General features: G+C 64.2%; 15 protein-coding genes. 4 read left to right on the top strand and 11 right to left on the bottom strand.

The window, feature by feature from the left end; all coding sequences use genetic code 11:
- Positions 1 to 147 precede the first annotated feature (147 nt).
- The 6 genes from LT988_RS15490 to LT988_RS15465 all read right to left on the bottom strand — a co-directional run bounded on the left by LT988_RS15490 (position 148) and on the right by LT988_RS15465 (position 7,864).
- On the bottom strand, positions 148 to 1,215 hold the full coding sequence (locus tag LT988_RS15490; RefSeq protein WP_232406444.1) for a phytoene/squalene synthase family protein: 1,068 nt from the start codon (positions 1,213 to 1,215) through the stop codon (positions 148 to 150).
- Positions 1,196 to 2,725, bottom strand: a complete 1,530-nt coding sequence (locus LT988_RS15485) for a phytoene desaturase (RefSeq protein WP_232406443.1) — start codon at positions 2,723 to 2,725, stop codon at positions 1,196 to 1,198. The genes LT988_RS15490 and LT988_RS15485 overlap by 20 nt, the downstream gene beginning before the upstream one ends.
- 75 nt (positions 2,726 to 2,800) lie before the next feature.
- Positions 2,801 to 3,706, bottom strand: coding sequence for an alpha/beta fold hydrolase BchO (bchO, locus tag LT988_RS15480; protein WP_232406442.1), 906 nt, complete (start codon positions 3,704 to 3,706; stop codon positions 2,801 to 2,803).
- Between the two features lie 144 nt (positions 3,707 to 3,850).
- Complete coding sequence (locus tag LT988_RS15475; RefSeq protein WP_232406441.1) at positions 3,851 to 5,650, bottom strand: magnesium chelatase subunit D; 1,800 nt, start codon at positions 5,648 to 5,650, stop codon at positions 3,851 to 3,853.
- Positions 5,647 to 6,672 carry a magnesium chelatase ATPase subunit I gene (gene bchI, locus LT988_RS15470; RefSeq protein ID WP_232406440.1) on the bottom strand — a complete coding sequence of 342 codons (1,026 nt, stop codon included), beginning with the start codon at positions 6,670 to 6,672 and terminating at the stop codon, positions 5,647 to 5,649. Before bchI ends, LT988_RS15475 begins: the two co-directional genes overlap by 4 nt.
- 193 nt (positions 6,673 to 6,865) lie before the next feature.
- Complete coding sequence (locus tag LT988_RS15465; protein WP_232406439.1) at positions 6,866 to 7,864, bottom strand: alpha/beta fold hydrolase; 999 nt, start codon at positions 7,862 to 7,864, stop codon at positions 6,866 to 6,868.
- 87 nt (positions 7,865 to 7,951) lie between these two features.
- Here LT988_RS15465 and LT988_RS15460 point away from each other — a divergent pair, with 87 nt between their 5' ends.
- On the top strand, positions 7,952 to 9,238 hold the full coding sequence (locus LT988_RS15460) for a Coenzyme F420 hydrogenase/dehydrogenase, beta subunit C-terminal domain (protein ID WP_232406438.1): 1,287 nt from the start codon (positions 7,952 to 7,954) through the stop codon (positions 9,236 to 9,238).
- Positions 9,239 to 9,794: 556 nt separating this feature from the next.
- Here the strand turns inward: LT988_RS15460 and LT988_RS15455 are convergent.
- The 3 genes from LT988_RS15455 to LT988_RS15445 all read right to left on the bottom strand — a co-directional run bounded on the left by LT988_RS15455 (position 9,795) and on the right by LT988_RS15445 (position 13,862).
- Complete coding sequence (locus LT988_RS15455; protein ID WP_232406437.1) at positions 9,795 to 12,182, bottom strand: right-handed parallel beta-helix repeat-containing protein; 2,388 nt, start codon at positions 12,180 to 12,182, stop codon at positions 9,795 to 9,797.
- A gap of 196 nt (positions 12,183 to 12,378) precedes the next feature.
- On the bottom strand, positions 12,379 to 13,086 hold the full coding sequence (locus LT988_RS15450) for a ParA family protein (RefSeq protein WP_232406436.1): 708 nt from the start codon (positions 13,084 to 13,086) through the stop codon (positions 12,379 to 12,381).
- 65 nt (positions 13,087 to 13,151) lie between these two features.
- A complete protein-coding gene (locus LT988_RS15445) occupies positions 13,152 to 13,862 on the bottom strand; it encodes a class I SAM-dependent methyltransferase (RefSeq protein WP_232406435.1) in 711 nt (236 codons plus the stop codon).
- 67 nt (positions 13,863 to 13,929) lie between these two features.
- Between LT988_RS15445 and LT988_RS15440 the strand changes: the two genes are divergently transcribed.
- On the top strand, positions 13,930 to 14,331 hold the full coding sequence (locus LT988_RS15440) for an HIT family protein (RefSeq protein WP_232406434.1): 402 nt from the start codon (positions 13,930 to 13,932) through the stop codon (positions 14,329 to 14,331).
- 208 nt (positions 14,332 to 14,539) lie between these two features.
- Here the strand turns inward: LT988_RS15440 and gloA are convergent, their stop codons facing one another.
- Positions 14,540 to 14,923: a lactoylglutathione lyase gene (gene gloA / locus LT988_RS15435; RefSeq protein WP_232406433.1), complete on the bottom strand. Its 384-nt coding sequence runs from the start codon at positions 14,921 to 14,923 to the stop codon at positions 14,540 to 14,542.
- Positions 14,924 to 15,171: 248 nt separating this feature from the next.
- Between gloA and LT988_RS15430 the strand changes: the two genes are divergently transcribed.
- Both LT988_RS15430 and LT988_RS15425 read left to right on the top strand, forming a co-directional pair.
- Positions 15,172 to 15,375: a cold-shock protein gene (locus LT988_RS15430; protein WP_007191453.1), complete on the top strand. Its 204-nt coding sequence runs from the start codon at positions 15,172 to 15,174 to the stop codon at positions 15,373 to 15,375.
- 128 nt (positions 15,376 to 15,503) lie between these two features.
- Positions 15,504 to 17,099 carry an ABC-F family ATPase gene (locus LT988_RS15425; protein ID WP_232406432.1) on the top strand — a complete coding sequence of 532 codons (1,596 nt, stop codon included), beginning with the start codon at positions 15,504 to 15,506 and terminating at the stop codon, positions 17,097 to 17,099.
- A 61-nt stretch (positions 17,100 to 17,160) separates the two neighbouring features.
- Here LT988_RS15425 and LT988_RS15420 read toward each other — a convergent pair whose 3' ends face one another.
- Positions 17,161 to 18,297: an ABC transporter permease gene (locus tag LT988_RS15420; RefSeq protein ID WP_232406431.1), complete on the bottom strand. Its 1,137-nt coding sequence runs from the start codon at positions 18,295 to 18,297 to the stop codon at positions 17,161 to 17,163.

Here is an 18,297-nt window from a genome sequence, read left to right as displayed (position 1 = left end):
TTCTCAGTGACGCGGTTTAGAGTTTCATACTTTTAATATGTTAAACCGCGCAGCCCACAACGGTCATCAAGCCTGCCGGGCCCGATCCCATTCAAAAACATCGCCTACCGCACTGGGCGCGGTTTAACGTTCAGGTCGTGTCGCGCGTCAGTTGGTCAACGCGCGCTCGCGCTCCTCGAGCTGCTCAAAGAGCTCCAGTACCCAGATCACGCGACCGCCCACACCGGCGGGGGCTGCGGTCTCCTCTTCACTGGACCGATGGGCGGAGTAGACCACGGCGTCCACCAGGAAGCGCGTCTCGTCGAGCGGTGGAGCGGAGACGTAACGTGGAGACAACACGGCGGCTCCGAGGATCGGCGCCAAGAGCTGGACCTTGCGACTGCCGGGCACTACGGCACGGCGGGAGATGGAGTCCAGACCCTGGCGCTCGACCTGACGTCCAATCTCGGCATAAAGATAGCGGGCGGCGTTGATACCGGCTCGACAGCCCATGGGCAACCCGGCGATCCCTGCATCGGACCGCACATACAGCGTTTCGGCCGCGCGCAGCAGACGCTCGATCACGCTGGCGAGTGCATCGTTGAAGACGGGTTCCTTAAGCCAGGCCTCGGGGTCGATCCCGACCTCGCGCATCCACGACATCGGCAGGTAAAGGCGGCCGTTACGGGCATCCTCTCCGACATCGCGAGCGATATTGGTCAACTGCATGGCCACGCCAAGATCGCAGGCACGCGCCACCAGCTGCGTACTGCGCGCGCCCATGAGGGCCGCCATCATGGCACCCACGGTACCCGCGACCCGCGCCGAATAGTCGTAGACGCCCGAGAGGTCCTCGAAGCGCCGACCTTCGGCATCCCACTCGAACCCTTCGAGCAGGGCCTCGAGCAGCGCCTTCGGGATCCCGAAGCACCTGACCACGTCGGCCAAGGCGCGATCGGTGTATTCATCGACCGGCTCGCCGTCGTAGATACGATCGAGACGATGGTGCAGCTCGGCCAAGGCGCGGGTCTGGGCGCCGGGCTCCTCGCCCGCGCAATCGATCGCATCGTCGGCGATGCGACAGAAGGCGTAGAGCGCGATGGCAGGATCGCGGATGCGCTGAGGCAAGAGAAAAGAGGCCGCGTAGAACGAACGCGAGCCGGTCCGCAGCAGTTGGCGACACGCGGCGATATCCGCCGCGCTCGCGTGATCGGTCTTAAGCATAGGTTGAGGCATCGGGTACCACCGTATCGAGGACACGGGCCGACGATAGGACACCGGGCACACCTGCACCCGGATGCGTCCCCGCACCGACCAAGTAAAGGCCATTCACCTCTTCGCTCGCGTTGTGCGGTCTGAACCAGGCACTCTGCAAGAGGATGGGCTCAAGACTGAACCCGGCCCCGTTGTAGGACAGAAGCCTGTCCTGGAAATCCCGCGGCGTCGTGACGAGCGAGGCGACGATCTCGTCTTCCAACCCCGGTAGGACGGTTTCACTCAAATAGCGGGCGATCCGTGCCCGGAAGGGCTCGGCTTCCTTCTCCCAGTCGACATTCCCTTTTAGGTGCGGAACCGGGGCCAAGACGTAGAAGGTATCGCAACCCTCCGGCGCCAAGCCCGGATCCGTGGCCGTCGGGCGATGCAGATAAAGACTGAAGTCGTCCGCCAGACGCTTGTTTTTGAAAATATCGTCCAGCAGTCCTTTGTAGCGTGGCCCGAGCAGGATCGTATGATGGGCAACTTCGGGATATTGACGCTTGGTACCGAAATACCAAACGAAGAGTCCGTTTGAGTATTGGGCGCGATCGATCTTTTGATCCGTCCAATGGCTGCGATGCTCGGCCGGCAAGAGGTAGCGATAGGTCCAGGCCGCGTCTGCGTTGGAGACGACGACAGGCGCCGCGATCGCCTCGCCGGACTTGAGCCGAACACCAGTCGCCGTGCCGTCCTTCACCAGGATTTGCTCGACCTCTTCGCCGTAGCGAATCGTCCCGCCCTGGCCTTCGATGAGGCTAACCATCCCCTTCACGAGTGCGCCTGTTCCGCCGATGGCCGAGTGCACGCCCCATTTACGCTCCAGGAAGGAGATGAGCGTGTAGATGGAGGTCACAGAGAAGGGATTGCCGCCGATCAGCAACGGATGGAAGGACAGAACCTGCCGGATATAGGGGTCCTTGATGTACTTGGAGACCATCGCATAGACGCTGCGATGGCTGCCGAGCGTGATCATATCCGGCACGATCTTGAGCATGTCGGTCCAGGAGTTGAAGGGAACATGACCCAACTGCTCGAAACCGATCTTGAAGATCGCCTGGCTGTGTTCCATGAAGCGATCGTAGCCCTCGACGTCGCGCGGCGAGAACTTTGCGATCTGGGCCTTAACCGCGTCCGCGTCGCCGTTGTAATCGAAGACCTTGCCGTCGTCGAAACGGATCCGGTAGAAGGGATCCATCAAGCGGATGTCGATCTCCTCGGAGAAGTTGCGACCGCACAGCCCCCAGAGCTCGTCGAGCAGGAAGGGCGCGGTGATGATGGTCGGACCGGCATCGAAGGTGAAGCCGTCGATCTTGTGGACATAGGCACGACCGCCGGGCGCGTCCAGGCGCTCCAGCACTGTAACCTGATACCCCCTCGCCCCTAGGCGAATCGCGGCAGCCAGTCCGCCGAAGCCACTGCCGATGATGACCGCGTGCGGCTTGCTGCGACCTGAGTTGCGCTCGGAGACCTGTGATGCCGGGAGTGTCAAGTCTGCATGACCTTATGTAATGTCAATGTTGGTTGACATTATAGCAGGAACCGGCGTTTGTCAGCCCCTGCTAGATCAAGTCGGAGACAAACTCGTGCTATCCGAGAGACCCAACCGGTCCGCGAGGCCCTTGACGAGATCCGCAACCTCTTCGGGCCGCTCCTCGTGAGCGAGATGCCCGAGGCCCGGCAAGGAAATGACCTCAGCACTCGGGAGACGTTCGCGCACGCGGCGGGCCTCGGACGGCGACACCGTCAGGTCGCCTTCGCCGACAACTAGAAAGAGCGGTGGACGCAGACGGCCCAGCTCGGGAGCAAGCGCGGCCAGATCCCAGTTGGCCATCATGGCGAGACTGGCGCCGACATGCGATGGATTGCGGACGAGGCGATGATAGAGGTCGACGCCGGCCGGCTCCAGAGTCGAGCCGGTGCTCTCGACCAGCCGCTCGACCACCCGCCGATCGGCCGCGCGCCCGGCAAAGAGACGCACGACCAAGGCATTCGATGCCATCAGCTTGGCGGCGGGTGAAAAGATGTGCGCCGGGAGTCCACGCCAAGGCATGAGTGCACCGTTCAGGCTCACCAGACCACGCGGCTGGATGAATCCGTCGAGCGTCATCCGAATCAGGATCGCCGCTCCCGCCGAGTGCCCGAGAACGAGATCGGGCCTGCAGTCGAGCTCACGAAGCAGGGCGTGAACGGCCGCGGCCATGCCGGGCAAGGACATGCGTTTCGCCGGCAGCACGCCGGTGAATCCGTGGCCTGGTAAATCAGGCGCGATAACGGTAAAGCGATCGGCGAGCGCCGGGGCAAAGGCGCGCCAGGAGTGCGTCGCCGCCCCCGTACCGTGGAGCATCAGGAGGGTCGGCCCCGAGCCCATCTGCTGAAGGTGCCAGCGCAGGCCGCCTGCCTCGACGAAGCGGCTGACCTCACGATTGGGCCAGTCCCGACCCTCGATGTCCCACCGTGGCGTATCGGCCATCAGGCGCTGCCCAAAAGGCTGATCCGCTCACGGGGCGGTGGAGTGGTAAGCGACGCGGTGCTCCTGTCTCGCTGCCGAAGAGTCGAGTACAACTCGACGATCCTGGGCTGGGCGCCTTCGAGAGTCATCAGCGCGCCCCCGAGCTCATCCTGCTGCGCGCACGGCATGGGACAGCGAGGTCGCGTCGGCATGCGGCAAGGGCAGATAGCGCGCACCCATCTCGACGGCCAGATCGCGCCCCTGCTGCTGCGGACGCGGGGAGGTGTCGATCACCAACGAGGTGATCTCGACCGAGCGCACCAAGCGTGCCGCGGAGAGCGCATCCTCGTTGGCCCGCGCCCGCCCGCCGGTCCCGTCGCGCGCCACGTTGGCCCGCCCGTCGGTCATGATGATGAGGATCGGCGTACCGCCGCGGCGTTTGACCGAATCCGCCAACATCATGCCCAGGTCGATCCCGGACGCGAGCGGCGTACCTCCGCCGCCCGGCAGGCTGGCCAGCGAGCGCTTGGCCCGGACCAACGAGCGTGTCGGCGGAAGCAACACCTCGGCGAACTGACCGCGAAAGGCGACCAGCGCGACCCGGTCGCGACGCACATAGCAGTCCGCCAGGAGCAGCTCGACCGCGCCCTTGGCTTCCGCCAAACGATGCAGTGCCGAGGAGCCCGAGGCATCGACGACGAAGATGGTCGTGGTCTCGGAGCGATGCTTGAAGCGGGTGATGCGGAAGTCGTCCTGACGGATCTCGATGCGGTTGGATTGCCCGCCGAACCTTGCGACCTCTTCGCGACGCAGCCGCTGCCAAGGTGCCGCGGCACGCAAGGTCTCGACGACGTTGAGACGCAGACCGGCTCGCGGCTCGCCGCGCAGGACACCGGCCGGGCGCCCGCGCAGGGGCGCATTCTGTACGGCACCGGCCTTGCCGGTTGCACGGGCACGCGAGCGGCGCAGCTTGCCGAGCTGCAGCTGCGCGAGCAGGTCCGCCGGAATCGCCGCCTTGGCGGCTTCGAGCACCTGATCCTCGAGCTCCTTCGGCTCTTGTTGGTCCTCGCCCTTGTCCTGCTCCTGATCCGGCTCTTCCGGCTCGGGCGGAGGCGGCTCGTCCGGTGGCTGTTCCGACGGCGGCAGCATGGTCGCGCGCGGCGCGAGCACCAATCGACCGGCGACGGCCAGGTCCTCCTCGGTGACCTCGGTACGGCCCTCGAGCGCGGCGGCGGCGCAGGCGGCTCGGGCGGCAAAGATGGATGCACGTAGCGAGGGGATGCCCAAGGCCAAGGCGGTGCTGCAGAGTGCCTCGATCTGGTCCTCGCTGACCTGAATTCCGGGGAGCAGAGCGCGAGCGGCAAGGATCTCGTCCGCGTCGTAGTCACAGGCGACCGCCTCGTGGACACGAATATGGGTTAGATCCTGGTGGAAGGCCAGACGGTCAAGCAGCGCGTTGAGCAGACCCTCGTCGTCGCCGACACCCTCGTCCAGGGCGACCACGGCGAATCGCGCCGGCGAGCGCATCGCCAGACCATCGCGCTCGAGCACCACCTCGCCCGAATCGAATGCCATGGTGAGGCGTGCCGCGGTGCCGGCGGCAATCCGCTCTGCCATCGCCAGCTCGACGATCCCGCCGTCGGCCTCGACCAGCAGACCGCGTTCGGCCACCGGTCGGCCGGCGCTCAGGGTCGCGGCCAGATCCAGACCGCCGAGCAGACGCCCGTCGGAGACATGCAGCGGGATGCGCCGCATCGGGGTGCCGGGCGGTTGCAGGTCGCGCATGATCGTCAGCCACTGATCGCGCACCGGGCCGGCGAGCGAGCGCAGCGCGACACCGCCGGTTCCCACCGGGTCCACGGACATGAGGGCCGCCGCGAGCACAGCATCCTCCCAGCGCGAAACCCCGGACTCGCCGCGCGGACGCTCGGGCTCCGACTGAGGCATCCCCGCAGGATTGCTCATTCCCCGAACAACTCCCCGACCGCACGCTCGACCCGGCTGGTCGAGCCGGACTCGTCGAGCGGATCACGGCGCAGGCGGTGCCGCAGCGCAGAGGCCGCGACCTGAACCAAATGCGCATCCTTCACCTCGGCATCACCTTTGAGTGCCGCAAAGGCGCGGGCGGCGCGGATCAGGGTCAGCTCGCCGCGCAGACCGTCGGTGCCGAGCTTGATGCAGAGCCGCCCCGCTTGTTCCAGGGTCGCATCCGGGACATCAACGGTCGGGAGAAAATCACGCGCCTTCTGGATCTGGCTGCGGACCTTGCCGTCCTGGCGCTTCCACCTCTGCACGAAGGCCGGCGGGTCGCGCTCGAACTCGTCGCGCAGCCGCACGACCTTCATGCGGGTCGGCAGATCCTGCGGGGTCCTGACCTCGACCGAGAGACCGAAGCGGTCCTGGAGCTGCGGGCGCAGCTCGCCCTCCTCCGGGTTACCCGAGCCGACCAGCACGAAGCGGGCGGGATGACGGATACTTAGACCTTCGCGCTCGACCAGATTCTCGCCGGAGGCGGCCACGTCGAGGAGCGAGTCGACGAGATGGTCCTCGAGCAGGTTGACCTCGTCGATGTAGAGGAAGCCGCGATGGGCGCGCGCCAGGAGTCCGGGCTCGAAGGCCTTCTCGCCCTTGGTCAAGGCACGCTCGAGATCCAGCGCACCGATCACGCGGTCTTCGGTCGCACCGAGCGGCAGATCGACCACCGGAACCGGCACCATCCGGCTCTTCAGCGGACCTTTGGCGCGCTTGGTTCGGCACTCGGCGCAAAGCGCGTCCTCGCCCGCCTCCGGGTCGCAGTTATAGACGCAGTCGACCGCACGCATCTTCGGCAGAAGCGCCGCGAGACCACGAATCGCCGTGGACTTACCCGTCCCGCGGTCACCGAAGACGAGGACGCCGCCGATCGAAGGATCGATGGCCGCAATCAACAGGGAGCGCTTCATCTCCTCCTGGGCGACGACAGCGGAAAACGGAAAGGGGATGGGCATACGCGGCGAACCTGGTTGCAGTGAGATTGAAGTGCAGTGTGTTGTGGACCGAAGGGATACGGGGCGCGACCCTAGCGCCCCGACTTCAGTCAGGTCAAGCGGACTCGGTCAAGGCGAAGTCGATTTGGCCCGAATCGAGCGAGTTTGACGCGCTTTTCGCGTCGCCGCGAGCGCGCCCGCATCGGAACGGTCGTCACAAGCCTCTGGCATCCAGCCACGCGCTCACGACCGTTTCAAATGCATCCGGGCATTCTTCCTGGGGGACATGACCGCAACCCTCGATGACCGCGAAGGTCGCGTCCGGCAGCGCCTCCGCAACCCGCCGACTGTCCTCGATCGGCACCAGCCGATCGTTCTCACCGCTGATCAACAGAACGGGAATGGTTACCTCTTCCAGATGAGCGCTTACCGTGACCGGCGCAGAAAGCGACAAGGCCAGCAGCTCGCCCCAGGCGAGATCCCAACCCGCAACGCGGGTGTGAACCCCGAACCGCGCGCGCCGCTCCTCCGTGATCCCGGACGCATCCGCATAGGACAGATCCAGCAGTGAGCCATTCTCGCCCAACTTGCGCGCGATCAATAGACTCAGGCGACGCATTTGCGGCAGACTGGCGAGCCACTCGGGCAAGGTCGGACGCGTGGCGTAGACCCAAGGCGCGACGAGGATTAAGGCCGACACCCGCTCGGGGTGCGCCAACGCCGCCTCCAGAGCGAGCGTCCCGCCCGAGGAATTGCCGACCAGGACCGCGCGCTCGAGCCCGAGCGCATCCATCACCGAAAAGAGCTGCGTGATTGCGGCCTCCTTCGAGTAGGGATTCGGCCCCTCCCAATCCGTGCGCGTCGGCTTGGCACTGAGGCCGTAGGGAAGCTGATCGTAGGCGACAGCCCGGCCCCGAGCGGCGAAGACGTCGAGCACCGGCTGCCAGGTCCAGGCGTTGAAGGTAAAGCCGTGCAGCAGGAGGAAGGCCGTCGGGTCGGACGACGCCGAGGACGGCGGCTCGAGGTAATGGATCGCAAGACCCGCGGTCCCCGCGAACGGAATCACCACGAAACGACTTTCGGGCTCCGCCGCCTCGGCGCCGGAGGCGACCCCGTCGCTCGGCTTCCCTGAGATCAGGAAAGGGCCTGCAACAACCGCCAAGACGACAAGTACAACAAGACCAGCCAGCACCCTGAGGAGAATTCGAAGCATGTCCGTTCCTTCTATGACGAGTCCGACAACGCGCGGGGCGCTCGTCGCCGCGCATGCGCCCCGGCGCGACCGCTCGGGGGCAAGCGAATGACGAGCACCGAAATTGCGCCGATGGAAGAGGGTCCTTCGAAGGGACTCGACCAGATCTCGTTGCTCAGCAGCGACGAGCGGCTCAAGGGGCGTCCGCGTCTGTGTAGCGACTGCGGCTTCTGCGACAGCAGCCTCAAGCTCCTAATGTCGCAGACCTGCACCTTCGTGCGCAACCAGACCCGCGGAATCGAGCAGCGTCTGCACGGGCGCAGCCGTCAGGCCGGCGAAGAAGGCCGCTTCGGGATCTATCGTGCCATGTATGCCGCGCGGATGGCACGCCCCAACCCCCATGCCCAATGGACCGGGATGGTCACGGCACTGGGCGCGCGCCTGCTCGAGCAAGACAAGGTCGATGCCGTCATCACCACCGCCGCCGCGCCCGGGACGCGCTTCAAGGCACAGCCCATCCTGGCGCGCACCCCGCAGGAGGTCCTGGCGACCGCCGGGAACAAGCCTTGCCTCTCGCCGGCACTCGGCCTCATCGACGCGGTGCGCGATCAGGGGATCAAGCGGCTCGCCGTCGTGGGCACCGGTTGCCAAGTCCATCAGCTGCGCGCCGCCGAGGCCGAGCTGGGCCTGGAGCGCCTCTACGTCATCGGCATCCCATGCAGCGACAACGTCAGCTATCCGGATCTTGAATATTTCCTGACCCAGGTCTCCAAATCACCCGAGACCGTCGTGCATCACGAGTTCATGCAGGACTTCAGCCTCTGGATGCGCCACGAAGACGGGCACGTCGAGCGACTGAACTACATCGATTTTCCGATGGACAAGCTGCACGGCATCTTCCCCTCGTCCTGCCTCTCCTGCTTCGACTACGCCAACACGCTCAGCGACATCACCATCGGCTACATGGGCGCCCCGTTCGGCTGGCAGTGGGTCATGGTGCGCACGCCCACCGGCGAGGAGCTCTTCGAGATGCTCCGCCCGGAGCTGGAGATCGGCGAGCTGACCGAGTCCGGCGATCGCAACCGCGGGATGCCCCGTTACATGGAGCGCCTGAGTCACCCGCCTGGACAGAAACGCCCGCCGATGCCGATCCGCAAACTGGTCGCCATGCTCCAGCGCACCCGCGGACCCAAGGGACTGGAATTCGCCCGCGCCGTCATCGAGATGAAGCTGCTGCGCAACCTCAACTATGTGCGCAGCAAGTTCCCCAAGTTCGAGTCGCGCGTCGTGCCCTACCACGTCTACGAGACGCTCGCGCCCTATGCCGAGCTGTACGAGCAGACCTTCGGGCGACCGCTCGCGCCGACGGCGGCGGAGTCTTCGTCGGAGGGATAAGCGGGGCGTAAGGCCCGCGAGGGTGTCGATGCAGGAGGCTGCGGCACCCTCCGCCCAAAAAACCGAGGAAATCACTACGGCACCCTTCCGAATCCACCCCGCGGAACGATTTCGCCATGCGCGTTTCAGACAACCGAACCGAGCGCAGTCCTCGGAAATCCGAGGTCCTGCGGCGCATGGAGACCCTCGCCCGGCAAGGCCCGGTCTCCTACCCGACAGACCGCAGCTTCCGCCACCACTACGCAGCCCAATTCACCCGATTCAAGTCTGCGGGGACTCCGATCGGTGGAAATGATTTCTCGATCGTATGCCACGCCGTGTCCGAGAGGCTCGGCAAACACCGACCCAAGACCCCGTGTCAGAGACGGCCCCGGATGAGATCCAGACCGAAATCCAAGTCTATCGACAGGATCGTCCACTGCACGCCATGAAGAGCAATGCGAAGGCGCGTAATCCCGGCTAGGCGTGGGTTTGACTCCCTGGTTTCCACTTCCGACCAACGTTTTTTCGTCCACAGGCGTGACCCAACTCGTCGGCAAACCGCCATCAGACGTTTTCAGGGCAGCTCTACCCGTTGCGATGACGTGCACGTGGCGCCCGGTCTGCCGTGCGGGGTTAAAACTTGATTCAGATCCGCATCGCTCATCGCATCGGCGTCCCGGGCGCTGAGCCACCTCCAGACCAAGCCGTCATAGCTCCAAAGACCGGCCGCGTCGAAATCGACTGCCAGGCTACCCTGCCAACCGTTCAGCGCATCGCGGGCATCGAAGGTGGTGAGCCGGGTCCAGCGGGCGCCATCATGGCTCCAGAGGCCATCTGCATCGAAGTCCACGGCCAGGCCACCGGACCATGCGCTCATGCCGCCTGACCCGACATCCCACGCTTTGAGCCTGCTCCACTTCGTTCCGTCATAGCTCCACAGGCCCTCTGCGTCGAAGTCAACGGCGAGGCCACCGGACCATGCGCTCATGCCTCCGTCGCCGGCGTCCCAGGTGGTGAGGCGCGACCAATCCGATCCAACATAAATCCACAGACCATCGGCGCCGAAATCGACCGCCAATCCATCGGACCACCAAGCCATTTCCTCGGCGTCCCAAGTGGTGAGTCGAGTCCAGCGGGCGCCGTTGTAACTCCAAAGTCCGTCACTGTCGAAGTCCACGGCGAGCCCCCCGGACCAGCCTTCGATGACGTCTCCGGGATCCCGGCTCGTGAGCATGCCCTCACAGCCCCACAGGCCGGCGTCATCGAAATCGGCGGCCAGACCATTGGTCCAGCCGGTAACGCCGGCGGCTCCGGGATCCCAGTTTGTCAGTTGTCTCCAGGTCTCGTCGTAATGCCACAGACCGTCGGCACCGAAATCCACCGTCAAGGCGACGTACTCGTCAGCGCCGATGTCGACAGTCCTGCCGGCGATGCGCGGATCGCCGTCTATATCGGCCATGGGCAGGGCCGGTGCGCTCCGATCGCCGGCATTGATCATCGGCGAACGGGCCGACAGATGCTGGTCCTCGTCCCCGAACACTGGATCCACGGCATCCAGGTTGCTGGGATCGAGGCGAATCGGATCAGTCACGTAGAAACCGGCCGGAATGGCTTGGTCGAACGCGTTGTGCATGAGCACCGGCTGGGACGGCAGCAAATCCCCGTCGGGGTCGTTGTCGATCCAGAGATCGTCACCATTTCCCGTGGCCGCGTTGTTCCAAAAGAGGTTGTTGGAGAGAACGGTGTTGTTGGACTGGACGTAAAGGCCGAGCCCCCCGCCGTCACCTGCGAGGTTCCCGGTGAAGCTGTTGTTGGTCAGGATGTTCTCGTCGGTGTAGGCGGAAAAATAGGCCCCGCCGCCGAAGCCCGCAGTCTCGTTGTCGACAAAACGGTTGTTGGTCAGTGTGGTGAAAAAGGCGGATTCGACGTAAATCGCGCCGCCACCCATGGTGGCGACATTGCCGACGAAGCGATTGTTGGTGATCGTGGACCTGCCGGCCCAGGTCGTCACATAGGCGCCGCCGCCGTACTCCGCTGCCGCGTTGTTAAAAAAACGGTTGCCGATCAGGGTGGCTGTGCCTCCGCCGCCGGCATCCACGTACGCCCCGCCACCCTGGTTGCCGACGAGCCGGTTCCTGTTCAGTACGGCGGAGCCTCGATAACAATCCACGGAGATGGCGTGTCCCGAGGATTCGGTGGTTCCGTTACCCATGAAGCTGTTGTCGGAAAAGGTGGCGCCGCAGCCAAACCCGGAGACGGAAGCTCCGCCGCCGTTGTCCGAAAAACGATTGCCGGTCAGGATGGCGTATCCGTAAGACGCATAGATACCGATCCCAGTACCTTGGTTGCGGCTAAAGCTGTTGTTGGCGATGTTTACCCCTACGATGCCACCCGAAACGGAGACTCCTCCTCCGGCATTGTCCTCGAAACTGCTATTCGAAACGATCACTCCATCGGCATCGATATAGGCGCCTGTTCCACTATTGTCCGCGAAACGGTTTTGATTGAGGAGCACTTCGACAAGTGGCTCACTGCTCGTGAAGACGTTCAGGCCTGCGCCTAAATACTCGGAGGTGGGATTGCCGCCGCTCACGGTGACACCTTCGAGGGTGAACCCCGCACCGGGGCCGCCGGTGAAGGTGAATACCTCACCGTTTCCGGCTCCGATCAACTTGGTGTTGGTGGGGTCCACAGTACGGCTCCTGCACCCTGGATCATAGCCGCCGAGCAACTCAAGCGCCTGACCTTCCGCGCTTTCGTAGCGAAAGTTGCCCGCGTAAGTGCTTCTGACCAGCGCAATCCGGTCCCGTTCACCGTTAGTCGTTGCCGCAACTAGGGCATTTTGCAGGTCACGGCTGTTGCCAACACAGAAATCCGCCCCCGAGACCCCCAACGAGAAACTCAGGAGGCCCACTGCGGCTGTCAGCGAACAGGATGTGCTCCGGCGGATGGAATAATTCACGGGTAGGAAATCCAAGCAGACCTGCACGCCTAAATCCATTTCATTAAAGTCAAGGTAGTGGAGGAAAGAAGAGCGGTCAAGACGTTACGAACGGGCTTATGGCCCTGGCGAGGGCGAGCGCTGAAGCGAACATGAGCGCCGGGGCCTGTTGGCGTACAAGGTCAGAACGATCAACGCGCCCTCGGCTGTGCGGGTGTTATCGATCCTCCCGACACGACCGAGCCGATCGGTTCAGGTCGTTCGGATTCCCGCTTGATCGAACCAACTGCCCGACAAGCGGCGCAAGGCTGTCCGGCGGCTCCCCGCCGCCGAAGAGCGCCGGCCAGGCGTCCTCGCGCGGGATGGCATCGGGAAAAAGATCGAGACCCAGGTCGGCGATCGCGGCCGCGAAGGGTGCGAGCGCCTCGCCGCCGACTTGGTTGAAGACGACGCTGGCCGCGAGTCGCGCCCCTTGCCGATGAAGATCCGCGACGAGGTCGGCAACGGACTCCAGCGCCCACACATCGGGCCAAGCCGGGCGGGTGGGGACGAGGAGCCGATCGACACCCGCCAGGATCTCCATCACCTCGGTGCTGACGGTCGGCGGGCAATCGACCAGGACGGCATCGAAGCAGTTGGCGCGCTCGGCCCAGTCGCGCCAGAGCGCTAACCCGCTGTCCGCCCGCGCGGCGATTCCGAAGCGGTCGGCGAAGCGCTCGCCCCAGGCCGCTGCCGTACCTTGGGGATCGGTATCCAGGAGCAACACCCGCGCACCACGGGCGGGCAAGCGCCCTTCGGCGTAAGTGTCGGGCGCGGATCCGCCGGCCAGACGGACTGCGCAGCCGATGGCGAGGCTGGTCTTGCCCGTTCCGCCCTTACGATGCCAAAAGGCGATGCGTCGCGGGACCACGAGGGCCTTGCTCATGGCGCTCCCGCTCGGTCGATGCGGTCCGGATCGCACGATCGGATCATGGTCGGCTCCGGGTCAGTTCAGTCGACCCGCCGCAACAGGTCGACCCGATGCGGCTTCCACAAGCGCACGCCGTGGGGTGTCTGATGGCGCTCGAAAGCCGCGCGGATTTCCGCCAAGCGTTCCGCGTCGAGGTTTCGCTCGCTGTGGGTCACGTCGATGAACCGTGCGGCGAAGCTTTCCCAGTCGGGGTAGGTGCCTTCGGATTCGAAGAAGACCTCTGCCACCAGCTCGAACAGTCCTGCAGCGACGGCGTTCCGGAGGGCCTCGAAGGCGGCCTCGCGGACCAAACGCTCGTCGTCGATCAGGCGCATGATGGCGTTGAAATCGCCCCAGTAGACGGGCTCGGAGACATAAAGCAGACCGCTCGGGAGCAGCACGCGATGGATCTCGCGCAGCGCTTGATCCATGGCCGCGATCGGGACATGGTGGAGCGACTTGAGCATGACGACGATTTCGTAGCTGGCATCCGGATCCGCGATCGACTCGGCACCGCCGTAGCGAAAGGACACTTGCGGCAGATCCGGGATCGCGAGGTTGCGGGCGTGCTGGATACGATCGACCTCGGTCGCCGTGATCCGGGCCGCGCCGAACCGGGTCGCCAGCATTCGGGTCGTGTAGGCGGCGCCGCACCCCAGTTCCAGAACACGACGGTCGCGCAGATCCATTAATTCGCCGATGAGATCGGTCTCCTCGCAACGACGGTAGGCGCTCGGATCGTTGATCTGCATGATGTCCCGTAACTCCTTTTGGAAAAACGATGTTCGTTTGCCGCCACTGGATCGGAGGCCGATGGTCATGACCGGCTTTACCCTGCATCCCCGACTCCTTGCCGATTGTCATCGGTTGGGCCGCTTGTCGGCGAGCCACCTGCTCCTGCATCGCAACGCGGCCGTGCCCTGGCTGATCCTGGTGCCGGAGACCGACTTGGGCAATCTGTTGGACCTAACGATCGCGCAGCGCGATGCGGTCCTCGCGGACTGCACGCACGTCTCGGACTATCTGACAGCGGTGCTGGGATACCACAAGGTCAACGTGGCCTGGATCGGCAATCTCGTGCCGCAACTGCATGTCCATGTCATCGGCCGAAGCCCGACCGACCCCTGCTGGCCCAAGCCCGTTTGGGGGCACCTCACCGAGGCGCACGAGTACACCCCGGACGAGATCGACGCGATCCGAGCAGGGCTTGTCAACGACTGAGCGACCACGCGGGTCGGCGCAACGGATCAAGATGAACCGCTCGCACCCGAAACCCGCGGCCGTGTTGATCACACATGGCGGTACGGTGGACGAGCGAAAGCGAAGTCCACCGAGACCTGCGCGGGCGCCGGTGGACTGCGCTGCGCTTGCCCAAACCTAAGGTTCCGTTCCGCGTCGTGGCCGCGCTGTCTGGGCGAGCCCAAACCGCCTATCGCGCGCCGATCAGCTCGATCGGGTAGCCGTCCGGGTCCTCGACAAAGGCGATGATGGTGCTGCCGGCGTTCATGGGCCCGGCATCGCGGATGATCTTGCCGCCCTTCGCCTTGATCCGATCCGTCGCCGCGTAGACGTCGTCGACCTCGATCGCGATATGGCCGTAGCCGCTGCCCAGGTCATAGTGCTCGACGCCCCAGTTGTAGGTCAGCTCGATCACGGTCTGCTCCGATTCGTCGCCGTAGCCGAGAAAGGCAAGCGTAAACTCGCCACCGGGATAGTCCTTTTGACGCAGGAGCTTCATCCCGAGGATCTCGGTGTAGAAATCGATGGAGCGCTGCAGATTGCCGGTACGCAGCATGGTGTGAAGGATTCTCATCCGGATGACCTCTTGGGTTGTCGTGGAGCCGATGCCGATATTCTCGCATCGACCCGTGCCTACAGAAAAACGTAGAAAAAAACCTTGAAGAACGATTCGGTATTGGGCATGATACGGCTCGTGCAGTGCTTCCTTGTAGTATTTCGGTAGTTCCTCCTCTCCGCGTGACGTGGCAGATCCTTCCGTAATCTCCCGACAGTCGCCTGCATGTGTACACACGTTTCGTTCAATACAGAGAAATACCGTAAATGGCTACAGGCACAGTTAAGTGGTTCAGTGACGAGAAGGGCTTCGGCTTCATCGCTCCTTCCGACGGCTCCAAGGACGTCTTCGTCCATCACAGCGCCGTCCAAGGCAGTGGCTTCAAGTCGCTGGCCGAGGGACAAAGCGTCTCTTACGACGTCGAGCAAGGCCAGAAGGGCCCGAGCGCGACCAACGTCGTACCGAAGTAAGAACAGCCTTCAGGTGCCAGTCACCTGAGCTGAAAAAGCCCCGCCACCTGCGGGGCTTTTTGCGTTATCGGTCCGTCGACTGTCGGCGGCCCACCCCTGCCCTTTTTCGTCTCTTGCGGAACCCTGTTTTGATCTCCACAGCCAACATCACCATGCAGTTCGGCGGCAAGCCGTTGTTCGAAAACGTCTCCGTGAAATTCGGCGGAGGCAATCGCTACGGCCTCATCGGCGCCAACGGCTGTGGAAAGTCTACCCTGATGAAGATCCTCGGAGGGGAGTTGGAGCCGAGTGCGGGCAACGTCTCCGTCGAGCCCGGAAAACGCCTCGGCAAGCTGCGCCAGGACCAGTTCGCCTTCGAGAAACACGGGGTGCTGGACACGGTCATCATGGGCCACGAGGAGTTGTGGCAGGTCAAGAAGGAGCGCGATCGCATCTATGCGCTGCCGGAGATGAGCGAGGAAGACGGCATGGAGGTCGCGCACCTGGAGGTGCATTTCGCCGAGCTGGACGGCTACACCGCCGAGGCGCGTGCAGGCGAGCTGCTGCTCGGCCTGGATATCCCGCTCGAACAGCACGACGGACCCATGAGCGCCGTGGCGCCGGGCTGGAAGCTGCGTGTGCTGCTCGCCCAGGCATTGTTTGCCGATCCGGACATACTGCTGCTCGACGAGCCCACCAACAACCTGGACATCAACAGTATTCGCTGGCTCGAAGAGGTCCTAAACGCTCGCAACAGCACCATGATCATCATCTCGCACGACCGCCACTTTCTGAACAGCGTCTGCACCCACATGGCCGACCTGGACTACGGCGAGCTGCGCGTCTACCCGGGCAACTACGACGAGTACATGACCGCTGCCAGTCAGGCGCGCACGCGGCTCTATTCGGACAACGCCAAGAAGAAAGCGCAGATTGCCGAGCTGCAGACCTTCGTCAGCCGTTTCTCGGCCAACGCCTCCAAGGCGAAGCAGGCCACATCCCGCCAGCGCCAGCTCGAAAAAATCAAGCTCGAGGACATCAAGCCCTCGAGCCGGGTCAATCCATTCATCCGTTTCGGCCAGGACAAGAAGCTCTATCGCCTGGCGCTCGAGGTGGATTCGCTGGTCAAGGGCTACGACGGCACGCCGCTCTTCAGCGGTCTGGACCTGACAGTGGAGGTCGGCGAGCGCGTGGCCATCATCGGCCCGAACGGCATCGGAAAGACCACCCTGCTGCGCAGCCTCGCCGGCGACCTCACGCCCGACGGCGGCGAGATCAAATGGTCGGAGAACAGCACCCTGGGCTACTTCGCCCAGGACCACGCGGCCGATTTCGCCGACAAGACCACCCTGTACGACTGGATGGACCAGTGGAAACAGCCCGGCGACGACGAACAGGTCATCCGTGGCACCCTGGGCCGGCTGCTGTTTTCGCAGGACGAGATCAAGAAGCCCGTGAACGTCATCTCCGGCGGCGAGCAGGGTCGCATGCTCTTCGGCAAGCTGATGCTTCAGAAACCCAATATCCTGCTGATGGACGAGCCGACCAACCATCTGGACATGGAGTCCATCGAGTCGCTGAACACGGCGCTGGAAGATTACCCGGGCACCCTGATCTTCGTCAGTCACGATCGCGAGCTGATCTCTTCTCTCGCGACCCGGATCATCGAGCTGACACCCCGAGGCGTGGTCGACTTCCGCGGGAACTACGAAGACTATGTGGAGCGCGAGGGCGCTGCGGCGTGATGTCGTCGGTCCGCGCAGCGGACCCTACATCGGAGGGAACGATCCCCGGCGGCATGCCGAATCACAACCGGCTGAGGCTCACCGTCTGCCGAAAGCGGGCCAGGGCGACGGCAAAGGCGATGGCCCCGAGCCCCAGAGTCGCGGCCAGGTGTGTCCAAACCAGATCGAATCCGGCGCCTCGAAAGACCACGGACTGGATGAAGGCGACGAAGTGGGTCGTCGGCGAGACGAGCATCACCCGCTGCAGCAGCTCGGGCATAGCATCCAGCGGGGTGTTGGCGCCCGAGAGCATGTACATCACCAGGAACACCGGGATGGAGAGCAACCCGAACTGCGGCATGGTCCGAGCAAGGGTGGCAAGTAGGATGCCGAGCGCCGTGATCGAGAAGAGGTAGACCCCGAGGCCGAGCACGAAGAGCCCGAGCGAGCCCGCATTGGGCACCCCGAGTAGCCCCTGCACGACCACGACCATCGCAAAGCTACCGGCGATAAGAATGACCAGGCCGTTGGCCCAGACCTTGGCGAGCATGATCTCGGCCGCGCCGAGCGGCATCACCAGCAAATGCTCGATGGTGCCGTGCTCGCGCTCCCGGATCAGCGCCGCCCCGGTGAGCACGATCCCGAGCAGTGTCACCATGTTGACGATCTGCATCACGGACATGAACCAGGCCGACTCGCCGTTCGGATTGAAGGCGAGCCGGATCACCGAAGCCACGGCCGGCGCTTCGACCAATGAGGATTCCGCGCGATCGCCTCGGAAATAGAGTAGCGGCTCCTCGGCCAGCACCCGCTCCAGATAGCGCGCCCCCGCACCGGCCATCGCCATGGCCGTCGCATCCACGATGACCTGCACGGCAGGACGAAGCCCCTCCGAGGCATCGGCCTGGAGGCGCGGCGGGATGTCGATCACAAAGGTGTAACGACCCGCGTCCATGGCCGCGTCGATCTCCTCGAATCCGATCTGCTCGGGTGCCTGGAAATAGGGCGGGAGCAGGGTCTGCGACAGGCGCATCGAGAGCTGCGAGCGGTCCTCGTCCACCACCGCCACCGAGGCATGCTCGAGCTGGAGCTTCACCCCGCGGGACGGGGCGATAATGGCAAAGGTGAAGGAATAGATGATCAGGAAGACCAAGACCGGATCGTAGCGTAGGCTGATCAGCTCCTTGAGCCCCAGACGATAGACGTTTGCGAGCCGCAT

It is taken from the genome of Thiocapsa bogorovii (genome assembly GCF_021228795.1).
GTDB lineage: Bacteria > Pseudomonadota > Gammaproteobacteria > Chromatiales > Chromatiaceae > Thiocapsa > Thiocapsa bogorovii.
Note: the sequence above shows the minus strand (reverse complement) of the source record. Positions and strands in the feature narration are given on the sequence as shown.